The organism is Pseudoalteromonas sp. SM9913, assembly GCF_000184065.1.
Lineage (GTDB): Bacteria > Pseudomonadota > Gammaproteobacteria > Enterobacterales > Alteromonadaceae > Pseudoalteromonas > Pseudoalteromonas tetraodonis.
In genome coordinates this window covers 625702-641531 of sequence record NC_014800.1, presented here as the reverse complement: position 1 = coordinate 641531, position 15830 = coordinate 625702, and the positions used below count along the sequence as shown (strand labels likewise).

Genomic DNA, 15830 nt, shown 5'->3' with positions numbered 1-15830 from the left:
CTTAGCCCCTGTTTATAATTATATTTTTATTAACCTTAATCTAAGTAAGGCACTTTCACAATTGAGCAAATACTCTAATCTAGAGATAATCCCACATTTATCGGTAATATACAATTAACATGCACTACTTTGCACCATAAATGCGTGAATGTGTTCAAAACATAGTCCACTACTTTGCATATGGCAATGATGCCCACCAGGCACATCTATTACACTCAAGTTATTGTAATATTTACTATACTTGTCTAGATTTTGTTTTACAAATGGATAACCTTGATCACCTAATATTAATTGGCATGGTGCAATTAATTCTTTTATTGCACCAATACATTGCGCTTCATCAAATCGAAAACCTGAGTGATTTTTAAGCTTAGGATCGCAAGTTAGCTCAAAACCACTGTGCATTTGTTTTATATTTCTGTCCATCAGCAATGCAATTTGTTCATTATTTAAATCAGTTGTTTTTGCACGTGCTTGATAAATTTGTTGTTTTGAAGTGTATACCCGTGATTTTTTTGTACTAAGCCTTGCTCGGTTTAGTATGGCATTTCTTAGCTGAGAACACACTTCATCGCTATCGGTAGTAACACAACCTAAACCTTCAATAAAAGAAACAGATTTTACATACTCACTAAAACAACTAGCAAATAGTCCTGCAACCATAGCCCCCATAGAATGACCAACTAAGTGTACCTTCTTTAACTTAAGCGCTGTGATTAATGCATACACATCATCCACATAATCAATAAAGTAGTAATGTGCCTGAGGGCTTCGCCAAGATGACAGTCCATGCCCTGGAAAATCAATGCAATACCATGTTTGCGAAGTTGCAGCTCGACTCAGCATAGGCACAAAGCTAGCACTATTATCTAGCCAGCCATGCAAAGCGATAACGACGTCTTCACCGTCTCCAAATTTAATACCGTGTATATCTAGGTCATTAGCTTTTACCGAAAATGGTTGCAACGCAAACCTCTACTTTTTTATTTGGTTATGGCCATAACATACAAGAGTTAATACACAAATAATAGAACTGAACTAATAGAACACACACTTAAATTTCGAGATTTCATAACATATTCATTTATTTATCTTGCTATCGGTATACAATAATAGTCGCTATTAAAATAAGTACACTTAAAGGGTACACACAATGAAAAAACAGTTCGGCTTATTAGCGCTTTTATGTACAACAGGAGCATTCGCTCAAACAGCGCCTAAAAATGTTATTTATATGATTGGTGATGGCATGGGTCCCGCTTTCACTACCGCTTATCGATATTACAAAGATGACCCTACAACAAAAGAAATAGAAACAACCGTTTTCGACACTATGTTAAAAGGCATGGCGCACACTTATCCTGATGACCATACTTATGTAACAGACAGCGCAGCAGGTGCAACTGCACTTAGCAGCGGCCATAAAAGTTATAATGGCGCAATCGCTGTCGATACGGCCAAAAAACCGGTTAAAACCATGCTAGAAATTGCAAAAGAGCAAGGAATGACAACAGCGTTAGTGGCTACTTCACAAATTAACCATGCAACACCTGCAAGTTTTGCCGCGCATAATGAATCAAGAAGAAATTATGATGACATCGCAAACGACTACATTGACAATAAAATTGCTGGTAAATTACCGGTTGATTTAATGTTAGGCGGTGGAACTCAATATTTTATTCGTGATGACAGAAACTTAGTCGACGAATTTAAAAAAGCAGGTTATCAATACGGCGACGATATTAAAAACTTAGGTCAAATCACACAAATCCCTGCCATTGGTCTATACGCACCTAAGGGATTACCTTTTGCGCTAGATGAAAACCCTACGAGATTAAAACAGTTAACCTCTAAAGCGTTTGATTTGCTTGATGGGCAAAACGATAAAGGCTTTTTTGTAATGATTGAAGGCAGCCAAATTGACTGGTGTGGCCACGCAAATGACATTGCTTGTGCAATGGCTGAAATGGATGACTTTGCAAAATCAATCGAGACGGCAAAAGCGTATGTAGATAACAACCCAGACACTATTTTAGTGATCACGGCTGATCACTCTACAGGCGGTTTAACCATTGGCGCGCATGGCCAATATAAATGGGAAACCGACATTATCAAAGGTGTTAAAGCCACTGCGGGTACATTAACCAAATTATTAATGGGATCAGATAACCTTAAAACGGTATGGCAGGCTAATACCCGTATTGAGTTTACAACTGAAAACGAAATTAAACTTAAGCAAGCTAAAGCCATGGGTGAAAAAACCCTTAATTTAGCGGTTAAAAGCATTATCAATGATTTAAGTTTCACTGGTTGGACAACGGGCGGACATACCGCTTCCGATGTGCAAGTATTTGCCTATGGTAAAAATAGCGATGACTTTATTGGTTCGCAAAACAATACTGACATAGCTAAAAAACTGATTAGTTACATAGAACAGTAATCGCTGTTATGAAAATAAAAAGCCCGAATAATTTATTCGGGCTTTTTATTTGGCTATTAATTTTATAATTAAGCGTATATATCAACACCAATTAAGCTTTGAACTTCAGCTCTTCGCTCTAAATTAGCAAACTCAGTGTAAGTAGAAATTGCCTTACTGACTTGCGCACTCGGTTGATCGTAAATAGTTTGGCTATATTGGGCCTCTTTGGTGTTCGCTTTTACAAACTCTTTTGCGAGTTCAAGCCCTTCAGGACTGCTCTTAACATAATCTGTATTGGTTTTCTGTGGTATTGGCTGCTCTGATAGTCGTTCAGGCTTTGCCGTAACAACAGCAGTAGAACGCACCTTAGCAGGGATATCACCAGTAAAAAAACCAGAGCTTATAGGCAGCGACATTACGCTTCTCCAACCAACAACATGCTTAAATTATGATTTAAAATAGCTCAATATGCAAACAATACAACTTAGCGTTACTCGCGGCCTGGTAATTTTTTCCATGTCACTGTGTCACGCACATACTTAGGCTGAGCATCACTTGCTTTTACGCCATTACCTGCAAGGTACTGTGCATCCACTAACGCTAACATGTATTGTGCATCGGGTAGCGTAATTTCAGGGTGTACACTCACATTTGTAAATGTAGTTAATGCATCGGGGTAGCTTTTAAATCCAGTCCCCACGCCGGTTGCTGTTTTGTTTGTGTCTATCAATGAAGCATCAAGCAGTTCTGGCTTAAAAACACGTTCTTCACCTTGAAGTGTCATCAAATTATTATTAACTTGGTATTGAGCAAAGTATATTTCCCCCATACGCGCATCAATGCTTGGATAAACCACTTCATCGCCAAATTGTTCAAACGCTTGTTGCGCCATAACCGCTAAGGTAGAAACCCCCACTAGCGGTAAATTCGTTGAATACCCAAGCCCTTGTGCTATGGCCACACTAATACGAACACCCGTAAAGCTGCCTGGACCTTGGCCAAAGCCAATAACATCTAAATCTTTTAATTTACAATTGGCTTTATTAAGCAGCTCATCAATAAGTGGCAGAATTTTTTGGCTATGCTGCTGCGGACACTCTTCAAAATGATGAAATGTTTTACCCTGATAATGCAAAACAAGCGATAAAGCCTCAGTAGAAGCGTCTAGGGCGAGAATGTTACTTTTGATCATTTTTGTACTCAATTAATATGTTTTAAAAATGTATTTGCATCTTCTAAGCTACGTGTACGGCGCATTGGCGGTAAACTCTTTAAAAATACTTGTCCATATTGGCGTGTAACTAAACGATTATCGCAAATTACTAACACACCTTTATCTTTGTTATCACGAATTAAGCGACCTACGCCCTGCTTTAAGGCAATAACCGCTTGTGGTAACTGAATATGCGCAAACGGGTCTTTTCCTTGCATTTGGCAATCTTGCATTCTAGCCTGCAAAAGCGGATCATCGGGCGCTGCAAACGGCAGTTTGTCGATAATAACACAGCTTAAAGTACTGCCTCTTACATCAACCCCTTCCCAAAAGGACGCTGTACCGAGCAACACGGCATTACCATGACGGGTAAATTTTTCTAATATAATGCGTTTAGACATTTGCCCTTGCATGTAAACCGGATAGTCCATTTGTGTGGTTAAGCCCTCAGCCACCAAATGCATCATTCGGTAACTAGTAAATAGCACAAAACAACGCCCTTTTGCTGATTTTATGAGTTCGAGAGTTAACTTTACAATCGCATGCGGCATATTATCTGCGTGGGTTTCAGGTAAATAGCGCGGTAAGCACAATAGCGCCTGATTTTCATAATCAAACGGGCTATCTACCATCATACTTTGCTTTGGTTTTAACCCAAGGCTGGCATTAAAGTGAGTGAGTTCGTTGTCGACCGATAACGTGGCTGAGGTAAACACAAACCCTGCACCAGACTCTTTCATCATCAAAGCAAATTTAGCCGATACATTCAGTGGCGTTATATTTATGGTTAAATAGCGCCGCGTGGTTTCGTACCAATAACTAAAGCCTGTTTGGGCGGTATCAAATACGCGCTCTAACTGGCCTTTAAATGCCAGCACCCGCTCAAATGGGTGTTCAATTTTATCACTTCGCTCTAGGCAGTGTTTTAAAACCTGATACACAAATTCTAAATCACTAATAACGCGGTGTAATGCAGAGCAAATAAGCTTATTACTGAGCTTTTCACGCCAATCACCGCGGCTACCATCCACACCAAACTGCAATCTTAAATCGGCGACACTGGTTTCCAGTTTATTCAAACTTTTGCCTAATTGCAGCATGTCAGGAATTTCAGCGCGGTAAATAGCGCGTAAATCATTAATTAAATCCACCAGCTTTTTAGTACTCATGGTTTCGCCAAAATAGTCGCTGGCAATTTCACTTAACTGGTGGGCTTCATCAAATATATAAGCATCTGCGTTGGGCATTAGCTCTGCAAAGCCAGACTCTTTAACCGCCATATCGGCAAAAAATAGATGATGGTTAATCACGACAACGTCGGCATCCCCTGCCTTTAAACGCGCTTTACGAATGTAGCACTCTTGAAAGTCAGGGCACTCTTTACCTAAACAGTTATCTGCAGTCGAGCTGACATACGGCAACACTTTGGCATCTTCTTCAATACCAATACAGTCGGCTAAATCGCCCGTATGCGTTTCACTGGCAAATTTAGCAACCATAGCGAGCTGATGCATTACATCAGGGTCGTCTGTGGGTACGTGTGCAACATGTTGGGTAAGCCGATAAGTACATAAATAATTGGCACGCCCTTTTAACAATGCCGTTTTTTTAGCCGCGCCTAAGGCTTTTACTAACACAGGTAAATCACGATGATACAGCTGTTCTTGCAGTGCTTTAGAACCAGTTGAAATTATTGTTTTTCCTTTAGATTTAAGGGCTGGCGCTAAATAAGCAAAGGTTTTTCCTGTGCCAGTACCGGCCTCAACAACAAGCTGGGAACTTGTTTTTAATGCATCCTCAACAGCCACGGCCATATCAATTTGAGGTTGGCGTGGTGAGTATCCATCTATTGATAAAGCCAAAGGCCCGGTTGCACTAAACAGCTGTTTGATAATACCAATCACTTTATAAAAAATAATAGCGGGATTCTACGTAAGCTATTGATGAAGGGCAAGCCAAATAGCGTGAGAATTTGGCCTTTAAAGGGGCTTATGCCCCTGTTAATTATTGTGCATTTATAGTTAGCGTAATACCACTTGCATTACGATAGCCTTTAACATCTATGTGCCATACGCCTGCCTGGGGTGCAGAAATAGTGCAACTTTCTGTGTTGCCGTTTTTATATGGCCTACACACAAATTGTGTATTTGAAGATGGCGCACCGAAATTTAAATACAAATCAGCATCGCCGCTTCCGCCTGAAATAGCAACGTTTAGTGAGGCATAACCCGCGGCTAAACGTTGTTCAAAACGCTGCCAACCACCTGTATTTACGCTAACATTATCTTCTACGCGATTAATGGGCTCTAAAGCGCCTGCTGGCTCAAAACTGCCCGTCAAAGAAACATTACTAATTGCGCTGTATGCCTCAACCATGACATAGTAAGTGCCTTCATTGCTGGTTGGAATGTCGCAACGCTCATTACTTGTGGCAGAGGTACTTTTACAGTCGTAATCAGTTAACGTGGGCGCCTGATTATATTTAACGTATAAATCGGCATCGCCATTATCACCTGAGGTTTCAAAGCTTAAGTTTTGCGCTCCTTTTGGTACATTCAATGTATAGATAAGCTGCTCTTTAGCAGTGGCATTGATACCAGAAATTGGTTCACCATTGACTAACTCATTATTATTTGGCGGAGTGACATCACCGGCATTTTTTGCCAATTCAGCAACAAAGCTAACGGCTAAGTTAGCAAATTTAATTGCATGATCAGCGTCAAAATTACTGTCGTTTTGTGTATGTATCAGTGGGTTAATGTCATTCATTTTTGATTCGAAAGGCATAGAGGCCGCAAACCCTTGTTGATACCACGAAGCATGATCGGAGCAACCATACCCACATTGATCAAAGCCATAACTAATTTGTGGTAAGTAGGTGTCTATCAGCTGGGCTAAAAACTGGTTTTGAGCATTGGTGGTGTAATCCGTCATCATAATAATATCTTCGATACTGCCGTTATTACCAGTCATATCAAATTGCACCATGCCAACTACATTCTTACCCAGCGAACGATAGCTACTGGCTATAGCTTTAGACCCTTTTAACCCCACCTCCTCTGCTGCAAACGCCATTATTTGAATAGTTTTTTGCGGTTTATAATTTGTATCAACAATTGCTCTTAACGCTTCCGTTAACACTGCAATACCCGATGCATTATCATCCGCGCCAGGAGAGCGCCCTTGTGCTGGATTTGCTTGGTTAATCGAGTCTAAATGCCCCCCAATAATAACAATTTCATCTGCATTTTCAGCACCTGCAATGGTTACAATCACTGATGATTGCGCCCAGCTATGCTGATAACTCTCAATGGTTATATCACTTCGAACGCTGGCAATTTGTTGCCAATAACTTTGCAGCCACTGTGAGGCATCAACGCCGGTTTGCGAAGTATAATAACGATTATTAAAACTAGTGAGTGAATTTACAGTGCTTTGTAAATTAATTGGGCTTTGTGCACTAATTAAACTTTGTACTGTTTGCGCATTATCAATTGAATAATTAAAGGCTGATGTAGCTTGGCTATTTTGAACAACAGCTAATTGTTTTGCGTAATCATTCGCTTCTTCGAACGAACTATGCGCAACAAACCCACCACAACGGTTATAGTTCTGGTGCATAAACTCACTTAAATTGTTTACTGCGTCACGCGGTACACTGAGTAAATCAACGTCAGGTAAAATACTTGATTTTCTATGCGCAAATTGCATTTTTTGCAAAAATGTACCTTGTTCATGATGATAATGCTGGGCTGCAGTTGAGTCAATGGTGACCCAAATATTGTCTGGATTTTCATTTGCTAAGCAATTAAAACTTAAGGTTAAAGTAGTAATAACTGCTAACTGTTTAAAGTAGTTCATAAATATTCCTTATCTTGTCACTTTTATTTTAAGCATTAAAAAAGGGGCAAAGCCCCTTTTGATATGTATGCCTAATTAGCCGTTACGTTGAGTGTTACGCCGCTTGCTAAGCTGTAACCTCTTAAATCAATGTACCAAGTACCTGCTTGTGGGTTATCAAATGTACATTCTTCATTATTACCATTTTTGTAGGGTCTACATAAGTATGAAGACGTACTTGAAGGCGAGCCAAAGTTTACATAAAGATCAGCATCACCATTACCACCGGCAATACTAATATTTAAAGTGCTATACCCTTCTGATAAATCTTGAGTAAAGCGGCTCCAGTTATTAGTAGTCACATTAATATTAGACTCAGTTCTATTAATTGGCGTCACACCACCATTCCCATCAGAGTAGCTTCCCGTTAGCAATACACCAGATATCGCACTCCATGCTTCAACCATTACATAGTAAGTTCCTGCTTGTGCATTACTTATGTTGCAGCTTTCTGTACTGGTAGATGTTGTGCTATTGCAATCATAGTTATTTAAGCTTGGTCTACTAGCAAATTTAACATATAGGTCTGCATCACCTGAGCCACCCATTGTATTAAATTGAAGATTTGTTGCGCCGTCAGGGACTTCCAAAGTAAAGAATAGTTGCTCTTTTTCTGCGCCGCTAATACCCGTACGGGTTACCCCATTGGTTAACACTTCATCGTCAGTCGGTGGTTGTGGTGTAGCACAATCACTACCTGAACTAAGATTTGAATTAACACCTACCGCAGCCAAAGCGGCTTTTACATCATTAGGGTCATAATTTAAATCACACGCAGCATCCATCACACCGTTACCGGCTAAATCCCAGCCTACACCCGCACTCCAATATAGTTGGTTAGCACGTGCCATTACGATAAAGGCTTTTTGCGTATCCCAACCCGGCGTGGTTGCTAAATTATAAAATGCCTTGTTATAAACACCTGAACTATAATGCACGTCCATACCTGAATAATAGTTACTTTGGTTATCTATTGAACGGCCATCTTGGGTAGGGTTATTCATGTAACGCAGTGCACCATTACCTTTAAAAATATCCTTTCCGACTAGCCAATCGTTGCTGCCTTTCATATAAAATTCAGCGGCTTCACCAGCCATATCCGAAAATGCTTCGTTTAACCCGCCTGGTTTACCATTATAAATTAAGCCTGAATTTTGCTCAGTAAAGCCATGGCTAACTTCATGTGCAGATACATCTAAACTTACCAATGGATAAAACGTATTTTGGCCATCACCAAAGGTCATTGCACTGCCATCCCAAAACGCATTTTCATAGTTACTTGAGTAATGAACCCGCATTTGTAACTGAAAACTCAAAGGCGCAGTCCCTAACCAATCGTTATACATATTAAAAATAACGTTACCAAAAAAATGAGCATCGTTTAGCGGTGAATAAGCACCGTTAATTTCTTTAAACGTATTTTCAGGACATGTAAATGAATACGCAGAAGAGCCACTTGTTCCGCCATTTAAATTAATAGTGCGAACATTTGCGTTATTCATGCTACAAGTATTACCTGATTGACTAACATCTAGGCTGTCAAAATCAGTTCCATATAAATACTTGCCTGTTTTTAGATTACCGCCAGGGCCTGTTGCATTGGCATGTTGCAGGTTATCGTAACTAAGCAAGACCTCACCGGTATTAGCATCAATGATCAGGTATGGCCTTGATGGTGACTTGCCATAAGTAACATAAGACACTTCATAAACTAAATGCGCCTTATTTTGATCGTCAACCCAGATAGCAAGTCTGGATTGCTCATTATGTTTTTTTAAGCCTACTGATTTTGCAGCTATACCCGTTTTAGACCCTTTTAAAATCGCATCTTTTTTTGTCAATTTAGCCGATACATCAGATAAATCTTCATCAATATTATAAACAGCTGCACCATGGGCTTTTTTAAGCATCCCATTATTAAATGTTAAGCTGACCGTATCACCAATGACAGGAATGCCCTGATACGTTTGTTGATAGCGGCGGGTTACTTCTCCGTTATTGCTAGTAAATTCTTTTAATACAACTAATTCGTTCCCTACACTCAACCCAATCAACTGATTTGGACTTACTGATAATAAGGAAGCAGAGTTTGATTGCACCATATTATTAATTGTCGGTTGTTGATTTAGGTATTTCTTATTCGCAGCTACTGCATTTGTTGCTTGAACCAAAGTTAAAGCAGCAAAAGTTGCTATTGTGATTTTAGATAAATTCACGTTTACGCTCCGTTAAAGTTTAAGTTTTTAATATATTTGTATTAATCGGCACACCTTGTACCCGATTAAGGATCAGAGTAGGTTACAAACTTAAATAACGAAAATTAAACATTTAATTTACAATTAAAGTATTAGCTCGGAAATTAATCTATTATTTTACAATGATTTAAAAACTACTGTTTTAACTAATGAAGTCCAGAAACAACATTTCGTATACATATATTTACATAAAACAGCAAGCAAAAAGCATTAGATTTTAAAATCACACGCTTTATTGTTAATCACTAATCGACTGCTCAATGAGCATGTAGTTGCAAGGAAAAGACTTTACCTGTTGAGCTTTAAAAGAGGGGTAATCTATTTTAAATGGGTAGGGAGTAGTTTTAAAAACACGCAGTTCATAGCCATGCACCACTATTTGCTATGTTTAAACAAATTTGCTTTTATTGAGGGCGATTTTAACTTGAGGCAATAACGGTATCGCCAATCACTTGTACTAAGCCCATGTATCTAAATGGGGTTTGTCGTCATCTTCTTCAGCGGTTTTATTGCGCGATTTATTTTCGTCAAACGCCAGCTTATGTTGCTTTTCTACTTCTCTTTTTTTACGCTCTTCTAACTCGACTTTTTTGGCACTGGCACTTTGTTGAACCCCAGCAATATGAAAAGCCCCTTTAGATTCAAGCGTTAAACGCGTAATAGGCCCTAAATAAGGGATCATTATATCCATGCGTGCCTCCATTGAATTGAATGTAATTTAATCACTATAAAACTGTTGATAAATAAAGCAAACCTTTAGTTATTATCGACAGTTATAAGGTATTCTTTAATTTAAGAAAATTTTTCTTGCCATGCTATTGGTTTATGTGTTTTTATAAATGCGAAATTTATTAAACAAGCAACAGCTAAGCGTTAACATAATAACGAATAGCTAAACAGGATAAAAAATGCGCAACACTCTGACAGCAGTACATCACCACCATCATTCATCGGAATAACCTGTCAGGTCTTTCGCTGAGAGGTTGTTCCTAAAAGGAAACCTCTGGCGAATCAACATACCAAGATTCATTTTCGCCCTGAGGTTTCCCTCGGGGTTTTTAGTTTTAAAATTAAAGGAAAATGAGTAATGAATAATAGTAATCGTCTTCGTATCGCCATCCAAAAAGGCGGCCGCCTATCTAAAGATTGTCAAGATCTGCTTAAGCAACTGGGTGTAAAACTCAACCTTCGCGAGCAGCGCCTTATAGCACACTCAACCAACATGCCAATTGACGTTTTACGTGTACGCGATGACGATATTCCAGGTTTAGTTATGGACGGTGTATGTGACTTAGGTATTGTTGGCGAAAACGTTTTAGTTGAAGTACAAGCAGAAAGAGAGCGCCAAGGCGTTCCAAGCGAAGTAACTAAATTATCAAAATTAGATTTTGGTTACTGTCGTCTTGCACTTGCATGGCCACAAGAACTAGGTAAGCAAGACAAAAGCTGGTTTGAAGGCAAACGTATTGCAACCACCTACCCTGAAATTTTAAGCCAATATTTAAAACGTGAAGGCATCAACGCCAGCACTGTTATGCTCACAGGCTCTGTTGAAGTGGCGCCGCGTGCTGGTCTTGCTGATGCCATTTGTGATTTGGTCTCAACAGGTGCAACCCTTGAAGCTAATGGCTTAATGCAGGGTGATACAATTTTAGAGTCAAACGCTTGTTTAATTCAAAACACCCAACTGCAAGATGCTGACAAACTCGCGCTTATCAATAAATTGATGCCGCGTTTGCGTGGTGTTAAGCAAGCCAAAGAAAGCAAATACATCATGCTACACGCACCAAAAGACAAGCTGGATGAAATTTGTGAAATCCTGCCTGGTTCTGGTCAACCTACATTACTTGCACTAGCAGGATCTGACGAATATGTAGCATTGCACATGGTAAGTAGCGAAACGTTATTTTGGGAAACCATGGAGCAACTTAAAGCACTCGGCGCGAATTCTATTTTAGTTATGCCAATTGAAAAAATGATGGAGTAACAGCCATGCTTCGTTGGAATGAAGAATCATCACAGGTTCAAGCAGCGGCGCTGATGCGCCCTGCTGTATCAGCGAGTGAAAAAGTAGAAAGTATTTGCCAAACTATTTTGGCAAAAGTAAATGCGCAAGGCGATGCTGCATTACTGGCGTTAGCAAAAGAGTTTGATAACCGAGCTGAGCCGCGTTTACGTGTTCCACTTGATGAAATTAATGCCGCTGAGAAAATGCTAAGCCCTGAGCTTAAGTATGCAATTGATACCGCTTATGCAAATGTAAAATGTTTTCACCAAGCGCAACTGCCTAAAGATATTAAGTTATCGACTCAACCGGGCGTTGAATGTGAACTGAAATATCAAGCCATCGAAGCGGTCGGTATTTATGTCCCTGGGGGCAGTGCCCCATTGCCATCGTCAGTTATAATGCAAGGTGTATTGGCGCAGTTAAGCGGTGCAAAAACCGTGGTACTCACTACCCCAGTACAAGGCGATAAAGCAATAAATCCTGCTATTTTATATGCTGCTAAATTATGTGGTATCACCACTATTATTGAAAGCGGTGGTGCAGGCGCGATTGCTGCAATGGCCTACGGCACTGAATCAGTACCTAAAGTGAATAAAATTTTTGGCCCAGGTAATAGCTTTGTGACTATGGCAAAGCAGTTAGTTGCACAAACAATTCCAGGAATGGCGATTGATATGCCAGCAGGTCCATCTGAAGTATTAGTGATAGCAGATGAACGAGCAAATCCAGAGTTTATTGCGGCCGATTTACTCTCACAAGCAGAGCATGGCGCCGACTCGCAAGTTATTTTATTGTGTAACAGCGAAACTATTATTAAACAAACACAAGACGCGCTTACTCGTCAATTAGCTAACTTAAGCCGAAAAGACACCGCTGAACAAGCGTTGGCCAATTCGTCACTTATTTTAGTGGATTCAATAGCGCAAGCATTTGATGTATCAGCGCAATATGGGCCAGAGCACTTAATTTTACAGCTGGCAGATGCAAGCCCGTACCTTGATGCGGTTAAAAATGCAGGTTCAGTATTTGTTGGCGACTACACACCAGAATCGGCTGGCGATTATGCATCGGGTACTAACCACGTATTACCTACTTACGGTTATAGCGCGACATACTCAAGCTTAAACTTGCTTGATTTTTTCCGCACATACACAGTACAAACTATTAGTAAAAGTGGCTTAACAGAGCTTTCAAAAGCTATTTTACCACTGGCAGACGCAGAAGGCCTTGATGCCCACGCTAATGCGGTTTCAATTCGTTTAGAGGCAATAAACAATGAGCAATGAGAGCGCCCAAGCAACCAGCTTATTACCCGAGAATATTAAAGCGCTTGCTGCTTACAGCTCGGCTAAAAGTGAAAAGTTAACAGGCACAACGTGGCTCAATGCCAACGAAAGCCCATATGCTAAAAACCTTGAGTTGAGTATTGAAGATTTAAATCGCTACCCCGACCCTCAGCCACAATTGGTTATTGATCGCTATGCAGCTTATACCGAGCTTAAAAGCGACAATGTCCTTATGACGCGAGGTGCAGATGAAGGCATTGAGCTTTTAGTACGCACGTATTGCCAGCCAGCTAAGGACAGTATTGCGCTGTTTTTGCCTACCTACGGTATGTATAAAGTCACTGCTGATACGCACAATGTGGCTATTAACGCGCTTACTCAAGAGTTATTATTAACAGCCAATGTTGATGATATTGTCACTGCGGTCGGTAGCTCAAAACTGGTGTTTATTTGTAATCCAAATAACCCAACAGGTAGTTTAACGCCGCTAGATAAAGTAAAAGCCATTGCCACTGCGCTTGCAGGTAAAGCATTGGTGATTGTTGATGAAGCCTATATTGAGTTTTGCCCAGAGCAAAGTGCAACACAACTTATAAACGAGTTTAGTAATATTGTAGTGCTACGTACACTGTCAAAAGCGTTTGCGTTGGCAGGCCTGCGAACCGGGTTTACCCTCGCTCAAGCCAGTGTACTTGCGCCCATTCGTAAAGTCATTGCACCGTATCCGGTATCGAGCGTGGTAGCGAGTATTGCAGCGCAAGCCATTGCCCCTGATGCCATTACCTCTATGCGTCGCCAAGTGAGCATTTTAAACAGCTTAAAATTAAAGCTAATAGAGTGGTTAAACGCCTCCCCTGCTGTATTAAAAATTCTCACTGGTGAAGGCAACTTTGTTACCTTAAAATTGGCCGATAAAAACAGCTTTAAAGTTGCCCTTGAACAAGGCTTAGTCATGCGAGCATTTACCTTATACGGTGAAGACGACTGGCTACGCATTTCAATTGGTAGCGAACAAGAATTAGAACAAGTAAAAATTTGGCTCGATGGTTTAACCACCCCAACAGCCCTATCACAACAGGAAGTATCATGAGTAATCCCTATTTATTTATAGACCGTGACGGCACCATTATTGAAGAGCCAATCACCGACAAACAGGTAGATAGCCTTGAAAAGTTGGCTTTTTTACCTGGTGTTATTCCGGCATTATTGCAACTGCAAGCAGCAGGCTATCGCTTAGTGATGGTATCTAATCAAGATGGTTTAGGCACTGACAGTTTCCCTACTGCGGATTTTGACATAGCCCAAGACAAAATGATGGACATACTCAACAGCCAAGGGATTAACTTTGAAGATGTACTCATTTGCCCACACTTTGATGAACAAAACTGCGATTGCCGTAAGCCAAAAACAGGCTTACTGACCGAGCTTATGCGCTCTGGCAACGTAGATTTAGCGCGCTCTTTTGTAATTGGCGACCGCCAAACAGATATTGGTCTTGCGCAAAACTTATGTTGTGAAGGTATTTTATACGATGGTAGCTGGCCTGCTATTGTTACTAAGCTTACAACGGCAAACCGTGAAGGCCGTGTTACACGCAATACCAAAGAAACACAAATTGATGTAGCGGTTAATCTTGATCAAACTAAAAACGGTAGCATAGACACCGGCCTTGGCTTTTTTGATCACATGCTGGATCAAATACGCACCCACGCAAACATTGGCTTAAACATTAAAGCCAAAGGCGATTTACACATAGACGAGCATCACCTTGTTGAAGACATTGGTATTGCCTTAGGGGTTGCTCTTAAACAAGCACTTGGCACAAAATCTCAAATTGCGCGTTATGGTTTTGCATTGCCTATGGATGAATGTAAAGCCGAAGCACAAATTGACTTATCTGGACGTGCTTCATTTGTGTTAAACGCAAACTTTAGCCGCGAAAAAGCCGGTGATTTAGACGTACAAATGGTAGAGCATTTTTTCAAAAGCTTAAGTGATAACGCTGCAATTAGCCTTATTTTGTCGGTAAGTGACGGTAACTGTCATCACCAAGTAGAGGGCTTATTTAAAGCGTTTTCACGGGCACTGCGTATGGCAATTGCACAAGATACTAGTCAACAAACAGCCAGCTCTAAGGGGTGTTTATGATAGCGATAATTAATACCGGTTGTGCCAATATCAACTCGGTACGCTTTGCATTTGAGCGTTTAGGTAAAACCCCTACGGTTATTACCTCGCCAGAACAATTAGCGGGCTATGAGCGCGCTATTTTACCTGGTGTTGGCCATGCATCTGTGGCTATGAAGCGCCTAGTCGATAATGGTTGGCAGCAAGCCATTAACGAATATCAGCGCCCGCTAATGGGAATTTGCTTGGGGATGCAACTGCTGTGCGAAAGCACCGAAGAAGGTAACGTGCAATGCTTAGGTAAAATACCAGGCCAAGTAAAAGCACTGGATGTAGGTAGTTTAACGTCACCGCATATGGGGTGGAATAACTTATCTATCCAACAAGCGCACCCACTAACCAAAGGGCTGCATAAAGACGATCAGGTTTATTATGTGCACAGCTTTGCGCACACCGTTAACGATGCCACTTTAGTCAGTAGTGAATACGGGCAAACTTTTTCAGCCATTGTTGCTAAAGATAATTATGCCGGTATGCAATTTCACCCAGAGCGAAGTGCTAAAGTAGGCACTCGTTTATTACAAAACTTTCTAGATTGGCAGTTATAAGCGACTGTTAA

Annotated in this window: 13 protein-coding genes; 6 read left to right on the top strand and 7 right to left on the bottom strand. The window is 40.5% G+C overall.

Annotation, left to right across the window (positions count from 1 at the left end):
* Positions 1–114: 114 nt before the first annotated feature.
* Complete coding sequence (locus PSM_RS18010) at positions 115–966, bottom strand: alpha/beta fold hydrolase (protein ID WP_013463306.1); 852 nt, start codon at positions 964–966, stop codon at positions 115–117.
* Positions 967–1153: 187 nt separating this feature from the next.
* Between PSM_RS18010 and PSM_RS18005 the strand changes: the two genes are divergently transcribed.
* Positions 1154–2440 (top strand): alkaline phosphatase, encoded by a 1287-nt coding sequence (locus PSM_RS18005; RefSeq protein WP_013463305.1) that lies wholly within the window; start codon positions 1154–1156, stop codon positions 2438–2440.
* A 68-nt stretch (positions 2441–2508) separates the two neighbouring features.
* Here the strand turns inward: PSM_RS18005 and PSM_RS18000 are convergent, their stop codons facing one another.
* The 6 genes from PSM_RS18000 to PSM_RS17975 all read right to left on the bottom strand — a co-directional run bounded on the left by PSM_RS18000 (position 2509) and on the right by PSM_RS17975 (position 10481).
* Positions 2509–2838: a hypothetical protein gene (locus PSM_RS18000; RefSeq protein WP_013463304.1), complete on the bottom strand. Its 330-nt coding sequence runs from the start codon at positions 2836–2838 to the stop codon at positions 2509–2511.
* Positions 2839–2912: 74 nt separating this feature from the next.
* On the bottom strand, positions 2913–3614 hold the full coding sequence (tsaB, locus tag PSM_RS17995; RefSeq protein ID WP_036954768.1) for a tRNA (adenosine(37)-N6)-threonylcarbamoyltransferase complex dimerization subunit type 1 TsaB: 702 nt from the start codon (positions 3612–3614) through the stop codon (positions 2913–2915).
* An 8-nt stretch (positions 3615–3622) separates the two neighbouring features.
* Complete coding sequence (locus PSM_RS17990) at positions 3623–5539, bottom strand: ATP-dependent DNA helicase (RefSeq protein ID WP_013463302.1); 1917 nt, start codon at positions 5537–5539, stop codon at positions 3623–3625.
* Positions 5540–5639: 100 nt separating this feature from the next.
* Positions 5640–7496, bottom strand: coding sequence for a M28 family metallopeptidase (locus PSM_RS17985; RefSeq protein ID WP_013463301.1), 1857 nt, complete (start codon positions 7494–7496; stop codon positions 5640–5642).
* Between the two features lie 71 nt (positions 7497–7567).
* Positions 7568–9751: a M4 family metallopeptidase gene (locus tag PSM_RS17980; RefSeq protein ID WP_013463300.1), complete on the bottom strand. Its 2184-nt coding sequence runs from the start codon at positions 9749–9751 to the stop codon at positions 7568–7570.
* Positions 9752–10247: 496 nt separating this feature from the next.
* Positions 10248–10481, bottom strand: a complete 234-nt coding sequence (locus PSM_RS17975; RefSeq protein ID WP_013463298.1) for a hypothetical protein — start codon at positions 10479–10481, stop codon at positions 10248–10250.
* 396 nt (positions 10482–10877) lie between these two features.
* Between PSM_RS17975 and hisG the strand changes: the two genes are divergently transcribed.
* Genes hisG through hisH form a run of 5 tightly spaced genes read left to right on the top strand, consistent with a single transcriptional unit; the run spans position 10878 to position 15819 of the window.
* Positions 10878–11777 carry an ATP phosphoribosyltransferase gene (gene hisG / locus PSM_RS17970; RefSeq protein ID WP_013463297.1) on the top strand — a complete coding sequence of 300 codons (900 nt, stop codon included), beginning with the start codon at positions 10878–10880 and terminating at the stop codon, positions 11775–11777.
* 5 nt (positions 11778–11782) lie between these two features.
* Positions 11783–13084, top strand: a complete 1302-nt coding sequence (gene hisD / locus PSM_RS17965; protein ID WP_013463296.1) for a histidinol dehydrogenase — start codon at positions 11783–11785, stop codon at positions 13082–13084.
* A complete protein-coding gene (hisC, locus tag PSM_RS17960) occupies positions 13074–14174 on the top strand; it encodes a histidinol-phosphate transaminase (protein ID WP_013463295.1) in 1101 nt (366 codons plus the stop codon). Before hisD ends, hisC begins: the two co-directional genes overlap by 11 nt.
* On the top strand, positions 14171–15232 hold the full coding sequence (gene hisB / locus PSM_RS17955; RefSeq protein WP_013463294.1) for a bifunctional histidinol-phosphatase/imidazoleglycerol-phosphate dehydratase HisB: 1062 nt from the start codon (positions 14171–14173) through the stop codon (positions 15230–15232). The genes hisC and hisB overlap by 4 nt, the downstream gene beginning before the upstream one ends.
* Positions 15229–15819: an imidazole glycerol phosphate synthase subunit HisH gene (hisH, locus tag PSM_RS17950; protein WP_013463293.1), complete on the top strand. Its 591-nt coding sequence runs from the start codon at positions 15229–15231 to the stop codon at positions 15817–15819. The genes hisB and hisH overlap by 4 nt, the downstream gene beginning before the upstream one ends.
* Positions 15820–15830 lie beyond the last annotated feature (11 nt).

Coding starts and splice junctions, on each gene's coding strand:
- PSM_RS18005 (WP_013463305.1), top strand. CDS start 1,154: ATGAAAAAACAGTTCGGCTTATTAGCGCTTTTATGTACAACAGGAGCA.
- tsaB (WP_036954768.1), bottom strand. CDS start 3,614: ATGATCAAAAGTAACATTCTCGCCCTAGACGCTTCTACTGAGGCTTTA.
- PSM_RS18000 (WP_013463304.1), bottom strand. CDS start 2,838: ATGTCGCTGCCTATAAGCTCTGGTTTTTTTACTGGTGATATCCCTGCT.
- PSM_RS17985 (WP_013463301.1), bottom strand. CDS start 7,496: ATGAACTACTTTAAACAGTTAGCAGTTATTACTACTTTAACCTTAAGT.
- hisB (WP_013463294.1), top strand. CDS start 14,171: ATGAGTAATCCCTATTTATTTATAGACCGTGACGGCACCATTATTGAA.
- hisD (WP_013463296.1), top strand. CDS start 11,783: ATGCTTCGTTGGAATGAAGAATCATCACAGGTTCAAGCAGCGGCGCTG.
- hisC (WP_013463295.1), top strand. CDS start 13,074: ATGAGCAATGAGAGCGCCCAAGCAACCAGCTTATTACCCGAGAATATT.
- hisH (WP_013463293.1), top strand. CDS start 15,229: ATGATAGCGATAATTAATACCGGTTGTGCCAATATCAACTCGGTACGC.
- hisG (WP_013463297.1), top strand. CDS start 10,878: ATGAATAATAGTAATCGTCTTCGTATCGCCATCCAAAAAGGCGGCCGC.
- PSM_RS17975 (WP_013463298.1), bottom strand. CDS start 10,481: ATGGATATAATGATCCCTTATTTAGGGCCTATTACGCGTTTAACGCTT.